This is a genomic window from Saccharothrix isguenensis, from assembly GCF_052936305.1.
Genome location: NZ_CP193626.1, coordinates 400,725 through 420,162, shown reverse-complemented (window position 1 = coordinate 420,162; position 19,438 = coordinate 400,725). Strand labels below are relative to the sequence as shown.

Annotated in this window: 15 protein-coding genes; 10 read left to right on the top strand and 5 right to left on the bottom strand. The window is 72.5% G+C overall.

Going from position 1 to position 19,438, the window contains the following annotated elements; all coding sequences use genetic code 11:
- The first annotated feature begins 27 nt into the window (after positions 1-27).
- Complete coding sequence (locus ACRAKI_RS02045) at positions 28-702, top strand: FadR/GntR family transcriptional regulator (RefSeq protein ID WP_447005348.1); 675 nt, start codon at positions 28-30, stop codon at positions 700-702.
- Between the two features lie 13 nt (positions 703-715).
- Here ACRAKI_RS02045 and ACRAKI_RS02040 read toward each other — a convergent pair whose 3' ends face one another.
- Genes ACRAKI_RS02040 through ACRAKI_RS02030 form a run of 3 tightly spaced genes read right to left on the bottom strand, consistent with a single transcriptional unit; the run spans position 716 to position 3,297 of the window.
- Entirely contained in the window at positions 716-1,642 is a 927-nt protein-coding gene (locus ACRAKI_RS02040; protein ID WP_447008305.1) for an aldo/keto reductase, read from the bottom strand.
- A gap of 12 nt (positions 1,643-1,654) precedes the next feature.
- The gene (locus ACRAKI_RS02035; protein WP_447005347.1) at positions 1,655-2,410 is read right to left on the bottom strand and encodes an SDR family NAD(P)-dependent oxidoreductase; all 756 of its coding nucleotides are present in this window, start codon (positions 2,408-2,410) and stop codon (positions 1,655-1,657) included.
- Positions 2,411-2,442: 32 nt separating this feature from the next.
- A complete protein-coding gene (locus tag ACRAKI_RS02030; RefSeq protein WP_447005346.1) occupies positions 2,443-3,297 on the bottom strand; it encodes a fumarylacetoacetate hydrolase family protein in 855 nt (284 codons plus the stop codon).
- Between the two features lie 115 nt (positions 3,298-3,412).
- On the opposite strand from ACRAKI_RS02030, the gene ACRAKI_RS02025 reads away from it, so the two are divergent.
- A complete protein-coding gene (locus ACRAKI_RS02025; RefSeq protein WP_447005345.1) occupies positions 3,413-6,658 on the top strand; it encodes a S8 family serine peptidase in 3,246 nt (1,081 codons plus the stop codon).
- 154 nt (positions 6,659-6,812) lie between these two features.
- Complete coding sequence (locus tag ACRAKI_RS02020; protein WP_447005344.1) at positions 6,813-7,742, top strand: N-acetylglucosamine kinase; 930 nt, start codon at positions 6,813-6,815, stop codon at positions 7,740-7,742.
- A 41-nt stretch (positions 7,743-7,783) separates the two neighbouring features.
- On the opposite strand, the gene ACRAKI_RS02015 is transcribed toward ACRAKI_RS02020, so the two are convergent.
- A complete protein-coding gene (locus ACRAKI_RS02015; RefSeq protein WP_447005343.1) occupies positions 7,784-8,431 on the bottom strand; it encodes a DUF3159 domain-containing protein in 648 nt (215 codons plus the stop codon).
- A gap of 128 nt (positions 8,432-8,559) precedes the next feature.
- Between ACRAKI_RS02015 and ACRAKI_RS02010 the strand changes: the two genes are divergently transcribed.
- From ACRAKI_RS02010 to ACRAKI_RS01980, 7 genes are all read left to right on the top strand, one after another.
- Positions 8,560-9,771, top strand: a complete 1,212-nt coding sequence (locus ACRAKI_RS02010) for an ROK family protein (RefSeq protein ID WP_447005342.1) — start codon at positions 8,560-8,562, stop codon at positions 9,769-9,771.
- Between the two features lie 15 nt (positions 9,772-9,786).
- A complete protein-coding gene (locus tag ACRAKI_RS02005; RefSeq protein WP_447005341.1) occupies positions 9,787-11,112 on the top strand; it encodes an extracellular solute-binding protein in 1,326 nt (441 codons plus the stop codon).
- A gap of 2 nt (positions 11,113-11,114) precedes the next feature.
- Complete coding sequence (locus tag ACRAKI_RS02000; RefSeq protein WP_447005340.1) at positions 11,115-12,098, top strand: carbohydrate ABC transporter permease; 984 nt, start codon at positions 11,115-11,117, stop codon at positions 12,096-12,098.
- A complete protein-coding gene (locus ACRAKI_RS01995; protein WP_447005339.1) occupies positions 12,095-12,946 on the top strand; it encodes a carbohydrate ABC transporter permease in 852 nt (283 codons plus the stop codon). The genes ACRAKI_RS02000 and ACRAKI_RS01995 overlap by 4 nt, the downstream gene beginning before the upstream one ends.
- Positions 12,943-14,217, top strand: coding sequence for a 6-phospho-beta-glucosidase (locus ACRAKI_RS01990; RefSeq protein WP_447005338.1), 1,275 nt, complete (start codon positions 12,943-12,945; stop codon positions 14,215-14,217). Before ACRAKI_RS01995 ends, ACRAKI_RS01990 begins: the two co-directional genes overlap by 4 nt.
- Positions 14,214-15,227 (top strand): N-acetylglucosamine kinase, encoded by a 1,014-nt coding sequence (locus ACRAKI_RS01985; RefSeq protein ID WP_447005337.1) that lies wholly within the window; start codon positions 14,214-14,216, stop codon positions 15,225-15,227. The genes ACRAKI_RS01990 and ACRAKI_RS01985 overlap by 4 nt, the downstream gene beginning before the upstream one ends.
- Before the next feature lie 318 nt (positions 15,228-15,545).
- The gene (locus tag ACRAKI_RS01980) at positions 15,546-16,313 is read left to right on the top strand and encodes an SGNH/GDSL hydrolase family protein (RefSeq protein ID WP_447005336.1); all 768 of its coding nucleotides are present in this window, start codon (positions 15,546-15,548) and stop codon (positions 16,311-16,313) included.
- 243 nt (positions 16,314-16,556) lie between these two features.
- Here ACRAKI_RS01980 and ACRAKI_RS01975 read toward each other — a convergent pair whose 3' ends face one another.
- Positions 16,557-19,352, bottom strand: coding sequence for a BTAD domain-containing putative transcriptional regulator (locus ACRAKI_RS01975; protein ID WP_447005335.1), 2,796 nt, complete (start codon positions 19,350-19,352; stop codon positions 16,557-16,559).
- Positions 19,353-19,438: the final 86 nt, after the last annotated feature.

Genomic DNA, 19,438 nt, shown 5'->3' with positions numbered 1-19,438 from the left:
GGTCTAGCTCACGAGTCGAGGACCGCCGTGGCCGTTACCGACGACGCCATCCTGCGCGTCAAGGACATGATCGTCTCGGGTGAGCTGAAGCCGGGCGACCGGCTGCCCCGGGAGGCGGACCTCGCCGAGCGGCTCGGCCTGTCGCGGAACTCCCTGCGTGAGGCGGTCAAGGCTCTGTCGCTGGTCCGGGTCCTGGACGTGCGGCAGGGTGACGGCACGTACGTGTCCAGCCTGCGCGCCGACGACCTGCTCGGCGCGCTGTCGTTCGTGCTCGACCTGCACCGCGGTGACGACTCGGTGCTGGAGGTCCTGCAGGTCCGCCGCATCCTCGAACCGGCCGCCGCGGCGATGGCGGCGCAGCGGGTCGCCCCCGAGGAGATCGCCGCGCTGCGCGCCTTGTGCGACTCCGCCGAGTCGGCCCGGTCGGTGGAGGAGCTGGTCGACCACGACCTGGAGTTCCACCGCGCCATCGCGCAGTGCTCGGGCAACACCTACCTGGCGCAGCTGCTCGACACGCTCGCCGGGCCGACCGTCCGGGTGCGCATCTGGCGCGGCATCACGCAGGGCGGCGCGGTCGACCGGACCGTCGCCGAGCACCGCGCCATCGTCGACGCCCTGGCCGCCCACCAGCCCGACCTGGCCCGCTCGTGGTCCACGGTGCACGTGGCGGGCGTGGAGCAGTGGCTGTCCGACCTGGCCTGAGCGACCGCCGCGATCACAGCAGCCCGGCCGACCCCAGGTCGTCCCACACCGCGTCCGGCACGGGCTGCGACGCGACCTCCGCGTTGGCCCGCATCTCGGCCGCCGTCCGCACGCCCAGCAGCACCGACACGACCGCGGGGTGCCGGAACGGGAACGCGATGGCCGCGTGGGGCAGCGTCACGCCGTGCCGCGAGCACACCGCGGCGATCCGCCGGGCCTTCTCCACCAGCGACGCGGGCGCGGCCCGGTAGTCGTAGGTGTCGCCCACCTCGGGCCGCGCCGACAGCCCCGAGTTGAACACCCCCGCCGCCACCACCGACACCCCGCGCGACGCGCACAACGCCGGCAGCTCGGCACCCGTCTGCTCCAGCACGGTGTACCGGCCGGCGAGCAGCACCACGTCCACGTCGGTCTCGCGGACGAACCGCGCGGGCAGTTCCCACTGGTTCATGCCGACGCCGATCGCCCGGACGACGCCCTCGGACCGCAGCGCCGCCAACGCCGGCACCGCCTCCGCGATGGCCTGGTCCGCGTGGTCGTCCGGGTCGTGCACGTACACCACGTCGACCCGGTCCAGGCCCAGACGGTCCAATGAGGACTCCAACGACCGCCGCACCCCGTCGGCGCCGAAGTCCCACCGCCGCCGGTGCGTGGCGGGCACGGCGAACCCGTTCGCCCGGTCGTCACCGCCGCCGGCGCGGGGCTCCAGCACCCGACCGACCTTCGTGGACACGACGAACGAGTCGCGGGGCTTGCCGGCCAGGAACTCGCCGATGCGCCGTTCGGACAGGCCGAGCCCGTAGTGCGGCGCGGTGTCGAAGTACCGGACCCCTGCGTCCCACGCGGCTTCCAGCGCGCCGAAAGCGTCCGCATCGGACACCTCGGTGTACAGGTTGCCGATCGGCCCGCCACCGAATCCCAACCTCGACAACGGAATCATGCCCATCACGTCCTACTCGCTGCCAGGGGCGCGCAACCGCAGCCCGTGCATCCCGCCGTCCACCGCGAGGACGGTGCCGGTCGTGGAACCGGCCAACGGGCCGGCGAGGTAGGCGATGGCGCCGGCGACCTCGTCCGCCGAGACCAGCCGGCCGTGCGGCTGCCTGGCCTCCAGGGCGGCCCGTTCGGCGGCCGGGTCCGGCGCGGAGTCGAGCAGGCGGCCCACCCACGGGGTGTCGGCGGTGCCGGGCGCCACGGCGTTCACGCGGATGCCCTCGCGCACGTAGTCGGCGGCCATCGCGAGCGTCAACGCGTGCACCGCGCCCTTGCTCGCCGAGTACAGCGCGCGCTGCGGCAGGCCGGCCCACGCCGCGATGGAACCGGTGTTCACGATCGCCGCCGAGGGCGACTCGCGCAGGTGGGGCAACGCGGCACGGGCGACGCGCGCCATGCCGACCACGTTCACGTCCAGCACCCGGTGCCACTCGTCGTCCGGGTTCGCGGTCACGCCGCCCTGCGCGCCGACCCCCGCGTTGTTGACCAGCACGTCGAGCCGGCCGAACCGCTCGACCACCTCGGCGATCGCGGCGCGCACCGACGCGTCGTCCGTGACGTCCGCCCTGATGCCGTGCACCGGTGGTGCGATGTCGGGGTCGAGGTCCAGCGCCACCGCCGTCGCGCCCCGTGCGGCCAGCAGCCGGGCCGTCGCCAGGCCGATGCCCGACGCCCCGCCGGTCACCACCGCGACCAGTCCTTCGAACTCGCTCACCGCTCCTCCACATGGGTCCGCACCGACTGCTGTCACGCCTGTCCGAACGTCTGCCGCTGCCGGCCCAGCCCGTCGATCTCCAACTCCGCCACGTCGCCCGCGCGCAGGTACGGCTTCGGCTCCGGTTGGCCGAGCGCGACGCCCGCCGGGGTGCCGGTGTTGATGACGTCCCCCGGTCGGAGGACGAGGAACCAGCTCAGGTAGCGGACCAGCTCGACCACCGGGAAGATCATGTTCCTGGTGGACGAGTCCTGCCGCGGCACGCCGTTGACCCACAGCCGCAGGCCCAGCGCCTGCGGGTCGGCAACCTCGTCGGCGGGCACGAGGAAGGGGCCGAGCGGGTTGAACGTCTCGCAGTTCTTGCCCTTGTCCCACTGCCCGCCGCGTTCGAGCTGGAACTCCCGCTCGCTCACGTCGTGGGACAGCACGTACCCGGCGACGCAGGTCAGGGCGTCCTCGGTGGACTCCAGGTACCGGGCGGTGCGGCCGATCACCACGCCCAGCTCGACCTCCCAGTCGGTCTTCACCGAGCGGCGCGGCACCAGCACCTCGTCGTCCGGGCCGACGATCGTGTCCGGGGTCTTGAGGAACACCACCGGCTCGGACGGGGCCGGTGCGCCGGTCTCCTCGGCGTGGTCGCGGTAGTTGAGGCCGATGCAGACGAGCTTGCCGACAGCCGCGATCGGGGGTCCGACGCGGACTCCGTCGACCACGATCGGGTGGAGTTCTCGCGCGGCGAGCGCGGCCCGGGTGCGGGCGATGCCGTCGTCGGCGAGGAACGCGCCGGTCACGTCGTCGGTCAGCGGCGTCAGGTCGTACGTGAGGCCGTCGTCGGCGCGGACGGCGGGGCGCTCGGACCCCGACGGTCCCAGACGCATCAGCTGCACAGCAGGTCCCCCTCCACAAACCGGTCGACAGATCGGATGTATAGCGCCATCAGGCAGCTCCGTCTAGAGGTTGTCCGGTAATCGCTCCGATGAATCCCGGCTACGAAAGGTCGCGATGAAACTCCACCGTGCGGTGTGGACGTCCGCCGCCACGATCGCCGCGCTGCTCGTCACGCTACCCATCGGGGCACCGGCTGCGACTCTCCCGGCCGCCGCCGACCCCGCCGGCGCTTCCGGTCGCACCGCCCAACCGCTGCCACCGAACCGGGCCGGGCACGGCGCGCCCGGCCGGGGCGGGACGCCGGCCGCGGCCACCGGGCCGGTCACCGCGTTCGTCGAGCTGACCGGCACGCCGGCGGCCAAGGCGTACGGCGACGAGATGGCTCGCGGCGCGGGGGATCCGGTGGCCGCGGCGCGGGCTGCCCGGCGGCACGTCGACCAGCAGGCCGACCGGGTGCTCCAGGCGTTGCGGGACAAGGACGCCGGCGCCCGGAGGGTCGCCGGGACGCGCAACGCGGTGCCCGGCGTGGTGGTCACCGCCGATGCCGCGAAGCTGCGCGACCTGATGGCGTTGCCCGAGGTCAAGACCGTGCGGCGGACCGTGCCGAAACGGGTGCAGAACTCCGGTTCGGTGGAGTTGACCGGTGCCGCGCAGGTCTGGCGGGACACCGGCCGGTACGGCGACGGCGTGCGCATCGGCATCGTGGACACCGGCATCGACTACACGCACGCCGACTTCGGCGGCCCCGGCACCACCGCCGCCTACGACGCCGTCGACCGCACCGCGCCCTGGACCCCGACCGCGAAGGTCGTCGGGGGCCACGACTTCGCGGGCGACGCCTACGACGGCGACGTGCCCGAGCGGACCGTCCCCACCCCCGACCCCAACCCGCTGGACTGCCACGGACACGGCACGCACGTCGCGGGCTCGGCCGCCGGGTACGGCGTGAACGCCGACGGCACGACGTTCACCGGTGACCACAGGTCGTTGACGCCCGAGGCGGTGGCGGGCATGAGGATCGGCCCCGGCACGGCGCCGAAAGCGTCGCTGTACGCGTTGAAGGTGTTCGGCTGCACCGGGTCCACCGACCTCGTCGGCCCGGCCCTCGACTGGTCCCTCGACCCGAACGGCGACGGTGACTTCGCGGACCGCCTCGACGTGGTGAACCTGTCCCTGGGCAGCGACTTCGGCGGCCAGGACGACCCGGACAGCCTGTTCGTGCGCAAGGTCGTGGAGCACGGCGTGCTGGTCGTCGCGGCGGCGGGCAACGGCGGCGACTTCTACGACGTCGGCGGCTCCCCCGGGAACACGCCCGAGGCGCTGGCCGTGGCGAACACGCGGGACGCGTCCGCGATGCTGGACGGTGTGGAGGTGGCCGGCGTGCGGCACTCCGGCCAGTACAGCAAGTTCTACAACGACTACACCTCCTTGGACCGGACGCTGCCCGTGGTGCCGGTGTCCGAACCGGCGAACACCGATGGCTGCGCACCCATCACCGAGGACCTCGGTGGCAAGTTCGTGTGGCTGGAGTGGGACGAGGACGACACGACCCGCGAGTGCGGCTCGGGCGCGCTGACCGACAACGCGGAGGCTGCGGGCGCTGAAGGCGTGCTGCTGACCGCCACGAGCAACACCTTCAAGGCGGGCATCGCGGGCAACGCGGGCATCCCGGTGTTCCAGTTCACCACCGCCGCGACCGCTGCCCTGCGGCCCGCGATGGCCGACGGCACGCTCCGGCTGCGCATGCTGGGTTCGCTGCGCAACGCCGTGCCGACGGTCACGCCGACCCTGGCGGACACGATGACGCCGTCGTCGTCACGTGGTGCGCGCGGTGCCTCGGCCGCCAAGCCGGACGTCGCCGCACCGGGCGACACGATCCTGTCCGCCGAGGTGGGCGCGGGCGCCGAGGCGGTCAGCATGGGTGGCACGTCGATGGCCGCGCCGCACGTGGCGGGCATCGCCGCGCTGGTCCGCGAGGTCCGTCCCGAGTGGACGGTCGAGGAGGTCAAGGCCGCGGTCGTGAACACGGCGGCCGGCCGGGTGACCGATGGCGACGACCACACCACCGGCACGCCCGAGGCCCCGATGCGGGTCGGCGCCGGCCGGGTGGACGCGCTCGGCGCCGTGGGGGCAGACCTGCTGGCCATGGTGCAGGACGACCCGGGGACGGTCGGCGTGACGTTCGGGCCGGTCCAGGCCGCCGCGCCGATGTCGGTGGCGAAGACGGTGAACGTGGTGAACAAGTCGTCCCGTGCGCGTTCGGCGATGGTCTCGTACGAGGCCGCGACGACCGTGCCCGGCGCGCGGTTCGAGGTGTGGCCGCCGACGGTCGTGTTGCCGCCCGGCGGGTCGAGGACGGTGCGGGTGGCGCTCCACCTCACGCCGGACGAGCTGCGCAAGGTGGCCGACCCGACGGTGGTGAAGCAACAGGCGGACGTGGCGCGGCAGTTCCTGGCCGAGGCGTCCGGGCGGCTGCTCGTGCGGTCCGACGACCTCACGCTGAGGGTGCCGGTGTACGCGGCGCCCGAGCCGGTCGGGGACGTCGAGGCGGTCGACCGCGGTGACGGCGCGGTGGTCCTGCGCGGTCGGGTGGTGGACCAGGGTGAGGGCGACCAGGCGTACCGGTCGTTGGTGAGCGCGTTCGAGTTGCAGGGCACCAGCCCGCAGATGCCGGACTGCGCGGACGGGGTGCGGGTGGACTGCGCGGTGAACGGTTCGGCGAAGGGCGGCGACCTGCGGTACGTGGGTGTGGCGTCGTCCGGCGGGATGGTCGCGTTCGGCATCGCCACCTGGCACGACTGGGTGACGTTGGGCCACACCAACAGCCCGCGGATCGGCATCGACACCGGTGGTGACGGCGTGCACGACTACATCGTGCGTGCGGTGAAGCCGACCAACCAGCTCGGCGGCGTGACGGCGGACGTGTGGCTGGCGCGGACCGTGCGCACGGCGGACGGCGCGGTGGTGGACGAGCAGCCGTTGAACGGGCAGTACGGCGACGTGGACACGAACGTGATGGACAGCGACGTGGTGGTGCTGCCGGTGGCGTTGACGGCGTTGGGCATCGATCCGACGGCCGCCAGCGCGCGCTTCACGTACACGGTGGGGATGACGGGGCAGTACCCGGCGCCGGGGAACACGGACGGGTTCGTGGACCGGATCGGCGCGCCGATGTCGTTCGACCCGCTCCGGCCCGGTCTCGCCCTGGCCGGTGGGGTGACGTTCGTGGCGGAGCCGGAGGCGGTGCTGGAGGTGCTGCGGGACGCCGGGTCGTCGGCTTCCGGCAAGGCGGACAGCCTGCTCCTGCTGCACCACCACAACGCGTCCGGTGACCGGGCGCAGGTCCTCGCGCCGCGCTGACCGTCGACGCGCGGTCGACCACCACCGACCAGCCGTTGCTCAGCGGTCGACCACCGCCGACCAGCGCCGACCAGTCGTTGATCACGGAGAGCCAGGTCCGGCACTACCCGGTTGGGTGTGCCGGACCTGGTCGGCGCTGGGCATACTCAGCCGAATGGGCTTGGTGGTCGGTCTGGACGCGGGCGGCACGAGCACCCGGGCGTTGGTGCTCGACCTCGACGGCGCGCGCCTGGGCGCCGGGGTCGCGGGCGGCGCGAACCCCAACTCACACCCGCCGGAGCGGGCCGCGGCGCACATCCGCCAGGCGTTGACGGCGGCGCTGGACGGTTTGGACCCGGCGAAGGTCGAGGCGGGCGTGCTGGGCATGGCCGGGTCGAGCAAGCTGACCGACCCGGCGGTGGCGGCGCTGTTCGAGGCCGCTTGGACCGGTGCCGGGCTGCGGTGCCCGATGCGGGTGATCACGGACTGCGAGGCGGCGTTCGCGACCGGTTCCGCGTCACCGGACGGCACGGTGCTAGTGGCCGGGACGGGGTCGATCGCGGCCCGGATCGAGCACCACGGGCTGGTGTCCACCGTCGGGGGTCACGGGTGGCTGCTGGGGGACGAGGGTTCGGCGTTCTGGCTGGGACGTGAGGCCGTGCGGGCGACCCTGGTCGCTCTGGAACAGGACGCGCTGGACGCCCTGTCCGCCGCCGTGCTCGACCACGCCGGGATTCCCGCCATGCCCCGGCGCGACCAGTGGCGTCGGCTGATCGCCGCGGTCAACGACACCCCGCCCATCCACCTGGCGACCTACGCGCCCCTGGTGACGGCCCGCTCCACCGTCCCATCCGCGGACCGGATCATCAGCGCGGCCGTGACCGTCCTCGCCGACCTGGCCATGGCCGCGCGACCGGACCACGACCGGACCCCGATCGTCCTGGTCGGCAGCCTGGTCAACGCCCATCCCCTCGGCGCACGCCTCAAGCGCGAGCTGTCGGCCCGCACCACGGCGCCCGTGCACGTGGCCACCGAAGGCGCCGCCGGCGCGGCGTGGCTCGCCGCCGTCAAGGTCCTGGGCGACACCGCCCCCCGCCCCACCTGACCCACCCTCCGCGCGAGTCCTGCGTTCAGGCCGCGTGAGTCCTACGGCTCACGGGGTCGGGTGCGGGGGTGGCGCAGGCCGGGGTGGTCGGCGGGGAGGGTTCGGCGCAGGACCCACCAGCTCACGGCGATGCACGCGACCTGGAGCGGCCACGTCAGGGCGGCGCGCATGATGCCCAGGAGGATCACCTCGCCGGCCAGCCAGAGGGCGCCGAAGACCACGACGCGCAGCACGTACTGGCCCACCCACGGCCAGGAGGCGATCCGGTAGGCGCGGAGCAGGTCGGGGTCCTGGCGCCAGCGGAAGCGCTGGCCGGTGATGAAGCCGACCACCACGCCCAGGAGCGGCCAGCGGACGACGATGGACGCCGACCACACCAGGGCCGACGCCGCGTTCAGGAAGATCTGCACCAGGAAGAAGTCCTCGGCGCGGCCGGTCTGGAGCGCGATGTACGCGGCGACGACCACCAGCGCGACGGACAGGAGCAGGGCGCGGGGGCGACCGCCGCGCACCACCCGCACCGCGCCCACGACCACGCCGCCCGCCACGGCCGCGAGCGCGCCGACCTCGATCGATCGCCCGCCGAGCAGCCACCCGAGCACGAAGGCCAACGGCGGCAGCGAGGCGTCCACCGCGCCACCCCGCCCGCCCAGCAGTGCGGCCAGCGACTCCTGACGCGTGTCGGTCATACCCCAAGGGTGCCTTAGGCCTGCCTAACCCAGGTAACAGACCCGTCTCGGGCCATTGACGCGTGGTGAGCGCCGTCACTAACGTCACCGCAGGAAATAGTCTGGAAAGTTAACAGACAGGAGGGGCGATGCGAGCCGGGAGCCCGAGGCTGCTGCGCGAGATCAACGACCGCGCCGCCATCGAGGCGCTGCTCCGCCACGGCGCGCTGACCAGGGCCGAGCTGGAGGGGTTCATCGGCCTCTCCAAACCGGCGACCGCCCAGCTCCTCACCCGCCTGGAAGAAGAGGGCACGGTCCTGCGCACGGGTCTGCGCGGCGGAGGAAGGGGCCCACGGGCGCAGCTGTGGACGGTCAACGGCGCGCTGGCGTACGTCGCCGCCGTCGACCTCACCCCGGACGCGGTCGACATCGCCATCGCCGACGTCTCCGGCGCGACGCTCACCGAGCACCGCGCCCCGATGCCGAAGACCGGCGTGCTGGAGGCGTTCCACAGCGCCGTCACGAAGGCGGTGACCCAGGCCGGTCTCACCACCGACGCCCTGAACCACGTGGTCGTGGGCAGTCCGGGTGCGGTGGACCCGGCGACCGGTCTCCTCAACTACGCGCCGCACATGCCCGGCTGGGAGAACAAGAACATCCCGCAGGAGCTGCAAGCCCTCCTCACCACCCCCGTCACGATCGAGAACGACGTCAACCTGGTCGCCCTCGAAGAGATGATCGCCGGCCGGGCCCAGGGGGTGAAGGACTTCGTCCTGCTGTGGCCCGCCGACGCGGTCGGCGCGGCCGTCGTCGTCAACGGCGTCCTCATCCGGGGCGCGACGGGCGGCGCCGGCGAGATCGACGCCATGCAGGTCCCCGACCACGCGCACGCCGACACGGGCGCACGACGCGCCGGCAGCCGTTACGGCGACCTGATGGACAGCCCCGCCATCGCCCGACTCGCCCGCGTGCACGGCGTGTCCGCGCGCACCGGTCAGGACGCCGTGGCGAAGGCGTTGAGCGAAGGACCGGCCGGCCGGGAGTTCCTGGTGGACCTGGCCCGCCGCATCGCCACCTGCGCCGCGAACGTGATCACCGTGCTCGACCCCGGGCTGGTGCTGCTCTCCGGCGACATCGCGCAGGCGGGCGGCACGACGCTCGCCGACCTCGTCGCCGCCGAGCTGCGCCGGCTGGTGCTGCCGCGCACCCCCGTCCGACTCGCCCTGGTGACCGGGAAACCGGTGCGCTCCGGCGCGCTGCACTCCGCGCTGTCCGTCGTCAGGGAAGAGGTGTTCGGTCTGCCCGCCGCCACGACCGAACCCTTCCGCGGTCCCCACCAGGGGGCCGCGTCCGCACGCTGAGATGAAGGAGAGCACATGCGCAAGCTCCATCGCGCAGCGTTGCTGTTGGTGGCCGCGGCGATGCCCCTCACCGCCTGCGCGGCGGGTTCGGGGGGCGCCGGGCAGGCGGGGCCGGCGGCGGCTCCCGGTCAGGACGACGCGTTCACCCTGACCGTCTGGAGCAACTACTCGGGCCGCGAGCAGGCCGAGGTGACCGAAGCCCTGGAGAGCTTCACGAAGAAGTTCCCCAACGCGGACATAAGGCACGAGGGCAGCCAGGACGACGACAAGATCACCGCGGGCATCCGCAGCGGCAACCCGCCGGACGTGGCCCTGTCGTTCACCACCGACAACATCGGCCAGTTCTGCTCCAGCGGCTCGTTCCAGCAGCTCCAGCCCTACATCGACCGCGACGGCGTGGACCTCGGCCAGATCCCGGACGCGGTGCGGTCCTACACCGAGTACAAGGGCAACCGCTGCGCGATGCCGCTGCTCAGCGACGTGTACGGGCTGTACTACAACAAGGACATGCTCGCCGAGGCGGGCATCACCGCGCCGCCGAAGACGACGGGCGAACTGCTCGACTTCGCCAAGCGCACCACCAAGAAGGCGGCGGACGGCACGATCGAGGTCGCCGGGTTCCTGCCGACCATGCTCTTCTACGCGAACCGCCCGCCGATCTGGGCGCCGAACTTCGGCGCGAAGTGGGAGAAGCCGGACGGCAGGTCGGGTCTCGCGTCGCCGGAGTGGGCGGAGATGCTGAGGTTCCAGAAGGAACTCGTGGACTTCTACGGGTACGACGACCTGGAGCGGTTCCGCGCCGGGCTCGGCCAGGAGTACTCGACCGACCACGCGTTCCACCAGCGGAAGATCGCCATGATGGTGGACGGCGAGTACCGCACGGCGTTCCTGGAGGACCAGGCGCCGGACCTCCGCTTCGGCACCGCGCCGTTCCCGACGAGCAGGCCGGACCTGTACGGCATCGGCTTCACCACCGGCACGATCATGGGCATCCCGAAGGGCGCGGAGAACCCCGGCGCGGCGTGGGAGCTGATCAAGCACCTGTCGTTCGACACCGGAACGATCGTCGACCTGGCCAACGGCATCAAGAACATCCCGAGCACGAAGGCGGCGCTGGCCGACCCACGGCTGGAGGTGGACGAGAACTTCAGGACCTTCATCGACCTGGCGGTGTCGGGCAAGCTCCAGGGCAACCCGGTGACGCCGATCGGTGACGCGCACATCAAGGCCGTCGGCGACTTCGCCACGTCGTGGCAGGCGGGCAAGGTGCCCGACCTGATGGCGGGGCTGGCGGAAGTCGACCGGCGGATCGACGACCAGGTCGCGAAGAGCGGCAAGTAGGGATGACGGCCACGCTGGACCGCGTGGACGTGGTGCGGCCCGCCCCGGCGAAGGGGCGGTCCCGCTCGCGCGCCCGTCACCGCCTGACCGTGCTGGCGTTCCTGGCGCCGGCGATCCTCGGGTTCGCGCTGTTCTTCGGGTACCCGCTGATCGCCACCATCTGGCTCTCGTTCACCCGGTACGACCTGATCAACCCGCCGGAGTGGGTCGGCTGGGAGAACTACGCCTACATGTTCTCCGACGAGCTGTTCCACATCGCCGTCCGGAACACGCTGTGGTTCGTGGTGGTGCTGACCGTCGCCCGCGTGGTGTTCGCCTTGGGCGTGGCTTCGGTGATCGCCCGGTTGAAGTCGGGCGTGGCTCTGGTCCGGACCTTGTGCTTCCTGCCGTCGTTGGCCCCGCCCGTGGCCGCGACATTGGTGTTCTTCCTGGTGATGCGCCCGAACGAAGGGCCGTTGGACGCGTTGCTCGGGTGGTTCGGGATCGAGGGGCCGCTGTGGTTCGCCGATCCCGTGTGGGCGAAGCCGGGTATCGCGGCGGTGATGCTGTGGGTGTCCGGCGATTTGATGATCATCATTCTGGCGGCGGTCCTGGACGTGCCGCAGGAGCAGTACGAGGCGGCCGAGCTGGACGGCGCGGGAGCGGTCCGGCGGTGGTGGCACGTCACGCTGCCGACCATTTCGCCGGTGCTGGCGTTCGGGGTGGTGAACTCCGTCATCCTGGCGTTGCAGCTGTTCACGCAGGCCGTCGTGGCCGGGTCGGCCGCCAGCGGATCGGCTGACGTGACCGGGTCCACCAAGGTGCTGGGCTTTCCGGAGAACTCCACGCTGACGTTTCCCATGTGGCTCTACACCCAGGGATTCCGGTACTTCGACATGGGTTACGCGGCGGCCATGGCCACCGTGCTGTTCGCGATCTCGTTCGCCGCCACGGCGTTGTTGGTGCAGCGGATGCGCCGGGCTTCGCACCAGGAGGAGGGCGGATGACCACCGTGGCACGGCGTCCGCGCGACTGGCGGGGAGTGCTCGACTGGGTCGCGGTGCACAGCCTCGGGCTGGCACTGGGGTTGATGTTCGCACTGCCGATCGTGTTCGTCCTCCTGACGGCGGTCATGTCGGACAGCCAGGCGTTCACCAAGGACCTCTGGCCCCGGGAATGGCATTGGGACAACTTCCTGGAGGTGTTCGAGCAGGCGCCGTTGGTCCGGTACCTCGGCAACAGCCTGCTGTACTCGGGGCTGGCCACGGCGGGGATGTTGCTGTCCTCCATCCCCGCGGCCTACGCGTTGGCCAAGCTGCGGTGGCGCGGGCGGAACGTGGTGTTCCTGCTCGTGGTCGGCGCGATGATGCTGCCGCCGCAGGTGGTCGCGGTGCCGCTGTACGACACGTGGGCCGGCCTGGGGCTCACCGGGACGCTGTGGCCGTTGATCGTGCCGTACTTCCTGTTCGACGCGTTCAGCATCTTCCTGCTGCGGCAGTTCATCCTGACCATCCCGCAGTCCTATGTGGACGCGGCACGGGTGGACGGCTGCACGGAGTTCCAGGCGTTGGCGCGGATCGTGGTGCCGATGGCGCGGCCGGGTATCGCGGCGACCGCGCTGTTCTGCTTCCTCTACACGTGGAACGACTACTTCGGCCCGCTGCTCTACACGAGCGAGAAGCCGGGCGAGTGGACGTTGTCGCTGGCCCTGGCGTCGTTCAAGGGCATGCACCACGTGCAGTGGAACCTCGCGATGGCCGTCACGTTGCTGATCATGCTCCCGGCGGTGGTGCTGTTCGTGCTCGCGCAGCGCTCGTTCGTCCGGGGCATCACTTTCACGGGGGTCAAAGGGTGAAGCTGACCGTTGTCGGCGGCGGGTCGACGTACACGCCGGAGTTGATCGACGGGATCGCCGGGCGGCGGACGAGCCTCGCGGTGGACGAGATCGTGCTGGTCGACCCGGACGCGTCCCGGTTGGCGGTGGTGGGGGCGTTCTCGCGGCGGCTGCTGGCGCACGCCGGGCACCCGGCGCGGGTCACCACCACGTCCGACCTGGAACGGGGGGTCGACGGCGCTTCGGCGGTGTTGCTGCAGCTCAGGGTGGGCGGGCAGACGGCTCGCGCGTCGGACGAGACGTTCCCGCTGGCGTGCGGCTGCGTGGGGCAGGAGACCACCGGAGCGGGCGGGCTGGCCAAGGCGCTGCGGACGGTGCCCGTGGTGCTGGACATCGCCGAACGGGTGCGCGCGGTGGCCGGCGACGCGTGGATCGTGAACTTCACCAATCCGGTCGGGATCGTCACGCGGGCGTTGTCGCAGGCCGGGCACCGCGCGGTCGGGTTGTGCAACGTGGCGATCGGGTTTCGGCGCTGGACGTCCGGGGTGCTGGGGGTCGCGCCGGAGCGCGTGCGGTTGGAGCACGTCGGGCTGAACCACCTGACCTGGGAGACCGGGGTGTTCGTGGACGGCGTCGACCGGCTGCCCGAGCTGCTGGAACGGCACGGTGACGCGGTGGCCGGGCACATCGGGCTGCCCGCGTCGCTGGTGCGGCGGCTGGGCATGGTGCCGTCGTACTACCTGAAGTACTTCTACGAGCACGACGAGGTGGTGCGTCGACAGCGGACCGAGCCGCCGCGCGCGGAGGTCGTGGCGGGGGTGGAGAAGGAGCTGCTCGACCTGTACGGCGATGTGTCGGTCGTGACGAAGCCCGCGCAGTTGGACCGGCGGGGCGGGGCCTACTACTCGGAAGCGGCGGTGCAGCTGGTGCACTCGTTGACCGGTGGTTCGGGTGCGGACGTGGAGCAGCACGTGGTGAACGTGCGGAACGACGGCACGCTGCCGTTCCTGCCCGACGACGCGGTGATCGAGGTGCCCGCGTCGGTGACGGCGCGGGGCGCGTCGCCGCTGCCCGTGCCGCCGGTGCCGCCGTCGATCTCCGGGCTGATCTCGCACGTGACGAGCTACGAGCACCTGGCGCTGGACGCGGCGGTGCGCGGTGGGCGTGACCGGGTGGCGGACGCGTTGCTCGCCCACCCGTTGATCGGGCAGTTCTCGGTGGCCGAGGAGTTGGCCGACGACCTCGTGGCGCGCAACGCGGACTTCCTGCCGTGGGCGAAGGGGATGGTGTGACGGACCGGGTGCTCGCCATCGACGGCGGCAACAGCAAGACGGCCATGGCGTTGGTCGACGTGGAGGGGCGGGTGCTCGCGCGGGTGCTCGGGCCGGGGGCGTCACCGCAGGGCGTGGGGCTCGCGCGCAGCGTGGAGGTGTTCGAGGGGATGGCGCGGGAGGCTGCGCGCCTGGCCGGGCTGCCTGCCGGCGAGCCGATCGCCGTGCACACCGCCGCCTACCTTGCGGGGGCGGACTACCCCCGGGAGGAGGAGGCGCTGCGGGACGCCATCTCGGCGCGCGGGTGGTCCGGGACGACGGTGGTCGGGAACGACACGGTCGCGTTGCTGCGCGCCGGGACGGCGGACGGGGTCGGCGTGGCGGTGGTGTGCGGGGCGGGCATCAACTGCGTCGGGGTGGCGCCGGACGGGCGGACGCACCGGTTCCCGGCGGTGGGGCGGATCTCGGGTGACTGGGGTGGCGGCGAGCACCTCGGGTCGGAGGCGTTGTGGCTGGCGGTGCGGGCGGAGGACGGGCGGGGTGAGCCGACGGCGCTGCTGGACGCCGTGATCGCGCACTGCGCGGCGGTCTCCGGGACGCACCACGAGACGTTGGCCGAGGTGGTGGAGCGGCTGCACTTCGGGGAGGTCGCCTTCGATCCGCACGCGCTGTGCCGGGTGCTGTTCGAGGTGGCGGCGGCCGGGGACGCGGTGGCGCGGGCGGTGGTGGACCGGCTCGTCGAGGAGGTCGTGTCGCTCGCACGGGTGTCGCTGGCGCGGCTGGGGCTGCTGGAGGAGGCGGTGGACGTGGTGCTCGGGGGCGGGGTGGTCACCGGCGCCGGCGGGCTGGTGGCGGACGCCGTGGACGAGGGGTTGCGGGCGGTCGCGCCCCAGGTCCGGGTGCGGGTGGTGGACGTGCCGCCGGTGGTGGGGGCGGCGTTGCTGGGGCTGGACGCGGTGGGGGCGTCGGCGGGGGCGGAGGCCCGGCTGCGGGCTGCTTACGGGATGCCGGTCGAGGCCGCGGCCGGCTGAACGCGGTCGGCCGTCCGGAGGCCGGTGGCCGCTCCGGGTCGGCGGTCGACCGGGAGGCGGCCGGTCGCGGGACGCCGGTGCGCGGGAGGTGGACCGCGGCGGCGGTCCCTCCCGCACCCGACCCTTCCCGGGTGATCTCGACCGACGTGATGTGCGCCGCACCCGGTTGTCGCGGACCTGGTGATTCCCGGGCGCGTTCACACGGTGGAGTGACACCTTGGTAACAGCCTCGCCAACCCACGGTGGCGTAGGGCCGGCATCGCGTTGCATGCTGTCGTGCGCGGTCATGGGGGTGCCGCGTGCGCGCAGGGAGGGACTGTGGACGGATTGGACAGCTTCGTAGCACTGGGGGACAGCTTCACCGAAGGCATGGACGACCCGGCGCCGAACGGCACCTACCTGGGTTGGGCCGACCGGCTGGCCGCGATGATCTCGGCCCGCCAAGAGGGTTTCCGGTACGCGAACCTGGCGATCCGGGGCAAGATGCTCCAGGAGATCGTCGACGAGCAGATCCCGCTGGCGGTGTCGCTGAAGCCGCGCCTCGTGACGCTGTGCGGCGGCGGCAACGACATCCTCGTGCCCGGCAGCGACGCCGACGCGCTGGCCGAGGTGTACGAGATCGCGGTGGCCGACCTGCGGGCGGCGGGCGCGGAGGTGCTGATCTTCACCGGGTTCGACCCGAAGCACACGCCGTTCCTGCGGTCGCTGCGCGGCAAGATCGCCATCTACAACAGCCACCTGTGGTCGGTGGCCGAGCGCTACCACTGCAAGGTGGTCGACCTGTGGTCGATGACCGTGCTGCACGACCGGCGGGCGTGGAGCGCGGACCGGCTGCACCTGTCGCCCGAGGGACACCGGCGGGTGGCGTTGCGGGCGGCCGAGGTGCTGGGGTTCCGGGTGGAGGAGGAGTGGAACACGCCCTGGCCCCCGCTGATGGACGAGGACTGGATGACGCAGCGGCGGCACGACCTGAAGTGGGCGCGGGAGCACGTGATGCCGTGGGTCGCCCGGCAGCTGCGTGGTGAGTCGATGGGCGACGGCGTGGTGCCCAAGCGGCCCGAACTGCTCCCCGTGTGCGCCGAGTAGGGCGTTGACCGGCATCGGCGGTGGCCGTCGAACCCAGCGCCCGACGGCGGCGAGCACGGCCCCCGGGGCGGCGATCCCCTACGACCCCGCTGGGCCGGCGCTCTCCCCCGAACGCCGGCCCAGCGGGTTCGGGTGGCCTTCCCCCCTGGCTCCCCCTGCCAAGTGCCACCCAGCGCTGACCGCTACTGCTGATCGGCGCAGGTCCAAAGTCCCATGACCGCCCACCGCGGTGCTAAACAGCGGCTAAACCCCGGAGGTCAAGGCTTCAAGCGCCGTTCGGACCAACATCGACCGGGTGGAGCCCAGGCGTTCGAACAGCCGAAGCGATTCCGCGAGCTCCGCTTGCGCCGCAACGCGTTCACCCCGTTCAGCCAGCACGGTGCCGAGCACCTGCCGCCCGAACGCCTCCTCGAACTGCATGGACCCGCCGCGCGCCAGCTCCACCCCCTGCCGGGCGTGCTCCTCGGCTTCCGGTAGCAGGCCCAGCTCGGCGTACAGCTCCGCCAGGTTGTTCACCGCCACCGCGTACGCGCGCTCGTCGCCGTTGCGGTGGTAGATCTCCATCGCGAGGAACTGGTGGCGGGCCGCGGCTTCGCGCTGTCCGAGGCGTTGCTCCACCTGGGCGAGGTTGTTGAGCACCGTGGCCTCGTGGAGCGCGTCGCCGTCCCGGCGGGCCAGGTCGACGGCTTCGCGGTGGTGCACCAGGGCTTCCTCGGGCCTGCCGTCGGCCATGAGCGCGAGCGCCAACTGGTCCAACGTCATCACCAGGTAGCGCGGATCGCCCAGCTCCACGGCTATTCGGTGTGCCGCTTCGGCGTGTTCGAGGGTGCCGCGCAGGGCGCCCGCGCGGTTGTTGACGTCGTGCATCGCGTGCAGCAGGAGGAGTTCGCCGCGCCGGTCGTCGATCAGCCGGGCGGAGGCGAGGCCGGACTCGGCTATGCCGTGCCACTCGCGGCAGACGAGCCTGGTCACGCAGTACGTGTGCACCAGCCGCACCAGCCGCCAGACCTCTTCGTGGAGGCCGGCTTCGGCGCCGGCGTGCACCAGGGCGATGACGTTCGGCCACTCCTTGTCGAACCAGGACAGGGCCTGCGCCGACGTGGCCGGTCTGGGGACGGTCGTGGAGTGGGTGAAGTCCAGGCCGTCCGAGACCGGTCGGATGAGGCGTCTCGCGCGGTCGCAGGCGCCCAGGTAGTGGGACATCAGGCGGCGCAGCGCGCGGTGCTCGCGGTCCTCGACCACTTCACGGGCGTACAGGCGGACCAGGTCGTGCAGGACGAAGCCGCCGCGCCACTGCTCCACGACCAGGTGCGCGTCGGCCAGGTCGGCGAGTCGGGCCGCCGCGGTGCCGAGGTCGATCTCGCAGACGGCGGCGATCGCGTGCGGGCTCACCCAGCGGCCGGGCACCAGGCCGGCGGCGCGAAAGGTCCGGGCCAGTTCCGGTGGGAGGTTGCGGTAGGAGACGGCCAGCGCGCGGCCCACCCCCACGCCGCTGTCGGCCAGGTCCAGGGCGCGCAGCCGGGCGTCGTCGTCGGAGAGCCGCGCCACCAGGTCCGCGACCGTCCACTCCGGACTGAACACGAGTTTGGCGGCGGCGATGCGCAGGGCCAGGGGCAGGTTTCCGCAGAGCTCCACCAGCATGCGGATCGCCACCGGCTCCTGCTCGGACAGGGGCTTGCCCACGACCTCGTCCACCAGGCGGACGGACTCCTCCTCGGACAGCGTGTCCAGGGTGAGCATCCGGGCGCCGTTGCTGACGACCAGGGACTCCAGGCGACGGCGGCTGGTCACCAGGACCACCGAACCGGCGCCCGGCGGCAGCAGCAGGCGCACGTGCTCGGGGTCCCAGGCGTCGTCCAGCACGACCAGCACCCGGCGCTTGGCCAGCACCGACCGGTACAGGCCCACCCGGTCGTCCAGGCCGTGCGGCAGACCGTCCGCGGGCACGCCCAGCGCCAGCAGGAAGCGGGCCAGCACCTCGGCGGGTTCCACCGGGTCGCGGTCCGGGGCGAAGCCGTTCAGGGACGCGAACAGCAGCCCGTCCGGGAACTGCTCGGCCCGCCGGTGCCCCCACGTGACGGCCAGCTCGCTCTTGCCGATGCCCGGCGCGCCGTTGACCACGGCGATCGTGGTGGCGGTCAGGTCCCGGACGTCGCACAGCCGGTCCAGCCAGGCCAGTTCCTCGTCCCGGCCGATGAACCCGCTGGCGGCGGCGGGCAGCTGCGCGGGGACGACGACGCCGGGGCGAGGTGGCGCCGGGGCGGCCTCGACCAGACCCGGCGAACTGAGCGCCGGGTCGTCGCGCAGCACCTGCTCGTGCAGCACGCGCAGGCCAGGGCCCGGGTCGATGCCCAGCTCGTCCACGACGCGGCGGTGGAAGCGCTGGTAGGCGTCGAGGGCGTCGGCACGCTGACCCGACCGGTAGAGCGCGCGCATCATGTGGCCGACGAGGCGTTCGCGGAACGGGTACTCGGTCACCAGCTGGCGCAGCTCCCCCACCAGCTCCAGGTGCCGGCCCAGTTCCAGCTCGGCCTCGATGCGCTCCTCGACCGCTGCCAGGCGGAGCTCCTCCAGGTCGGTGGTGACCGGGTCGCCCGGCACGTCCGCCAGCACCTGGCCCCGCCACAGGCCGAGGGATTCGCGCAGCAGCTGCGCCCGGATCGGCGCCGGCTTGCCGCGAGCGCTGGACACGAGCTGCCGGGCCCGGTGGAAGTCGAGCCGCCACGGGTCCACCGACAGCTGGTAGCCGGGCGGTGTGGTGAGGATCCGGGCCGAGCCGGTCGGGTCGGCCTCCTCCAGCATCCGGCGCAGGCGCGACACGTACCCGTGCACGATCGTCCTGGCGGTGGCCGGCGGCTCGTCCGACCACAGGCTGTCCACGATCTCGTCGATCGGGACCACCCGGTTGGCCTCCAGCACCAGCATCGCGAGCAGTCCGCGCATCCCCTTGCGGCCGATGAGGAGCTGCCGGCCGTCGGCGAGCACCTGCAACGGTCCGAGCACGCCGAACTCCAGCCCACTCCTGCTCCGGTCAGCCATGCCCCTCCCCCGGCTCGTGCGCGGCTCGGTCACTGGATCAGGTGCGCCGGGAACGCCGTTGGATACCTGTGGGTAGATGTTGCTTG